1 protein-coding gene is annotated in these 798 nt (G+C 69.0%); it reads left to right on the top strand.

Going from position 1 to position 798, the window contains the following annotated elements; all coding sequences use genetic code 11:
* Nucleotides 1-92: 92 nt before the first annotated feature.
* Nucleotides 93-798, top strand: a 706-nt coding sequence (locus tag ACFHWY_RS28715; RefSeq protein ID WP_416583360.1) for an ISAs1 family transposase, incomplete at its 3' end; no start/stop codon positions are given.

Raw genomic sequence — 798 nt, 5'->3', positions numbered from 1 at the left:
GGCCTGTGTGGAGGCGGTTGAAGCGGGTGAAGCCCTCAAGGTGATCATGGAGTTTCTCTAGGACTGCACGACACCGAGGACTCCACCCGCAGATGTCATCATCCCTGATCTCCGTACTGACTGTGACAACCCTCAGCGGCGAGACGCCGCCACCGCCGATCACCGAGGGTGAACGTCGTGGGCTCCTGGACGCTGTCAGCGTGATCCCGGACCCGCGTAACCCGCACGGAGTGCGGTACCCACTGGCCGCGTTGCTGACCGTCGCGGTCTGCGCGGTCCTGGCCGGCGCCACGTCGTTCGCCGCGATCGCCGACTGGCTGTACGACCTGGACGAGGCGGACCAGCGGCGGCTCGGGTTCACCCGGGGCGTGCCGGCCGGCACCACGGTGTGGCGTCTGCTGATCCGCCTGGACGCCACTGTGATCAGCAAGGTTCTGGCCGGCTGGCTGCACACCCGGACGCCATCGGTGGCCGCTCGGCCGCGCCGCTACCGGACGGTAATCGCCGTGGACGGCAAGACCCTGCGCGGCGCACGCCTGCCCGACGGCCGGCAGACGCATCTGCTGTCGGCGCTGGACACCAGCACCGGCATCGTCCTGGCCCAGGTCACCGTCGACACGAAGAGCAACGAGATCCCCGCCTTCACCCCACTGCTCGACGCCGTGCAGGCCGTGCTCGGCAGCCTGACCGATGTCCTGTTCGTCGCCGACGCCATGCACACCCAGACCGGCCACGCCGAGCAGATCACCGGCCGTGGAGCACATCTGCTCCTGCAGGCCAAGGGCAACCAGCCCACCC

The sequence above is a fragment of the Micromonospora sp. LOL_024 genome, from assembly GCF_048060415.1.
GTDB lineage: Bacteria > Actinomycetota > Actinomycetes > Mycobacteriales > Micromonosporaceae > Micromonospora.
Note: the sequence above shows the minus strand (reverse complement) of the source record. Positions and strands in the feature narration are given on the sequence as shown.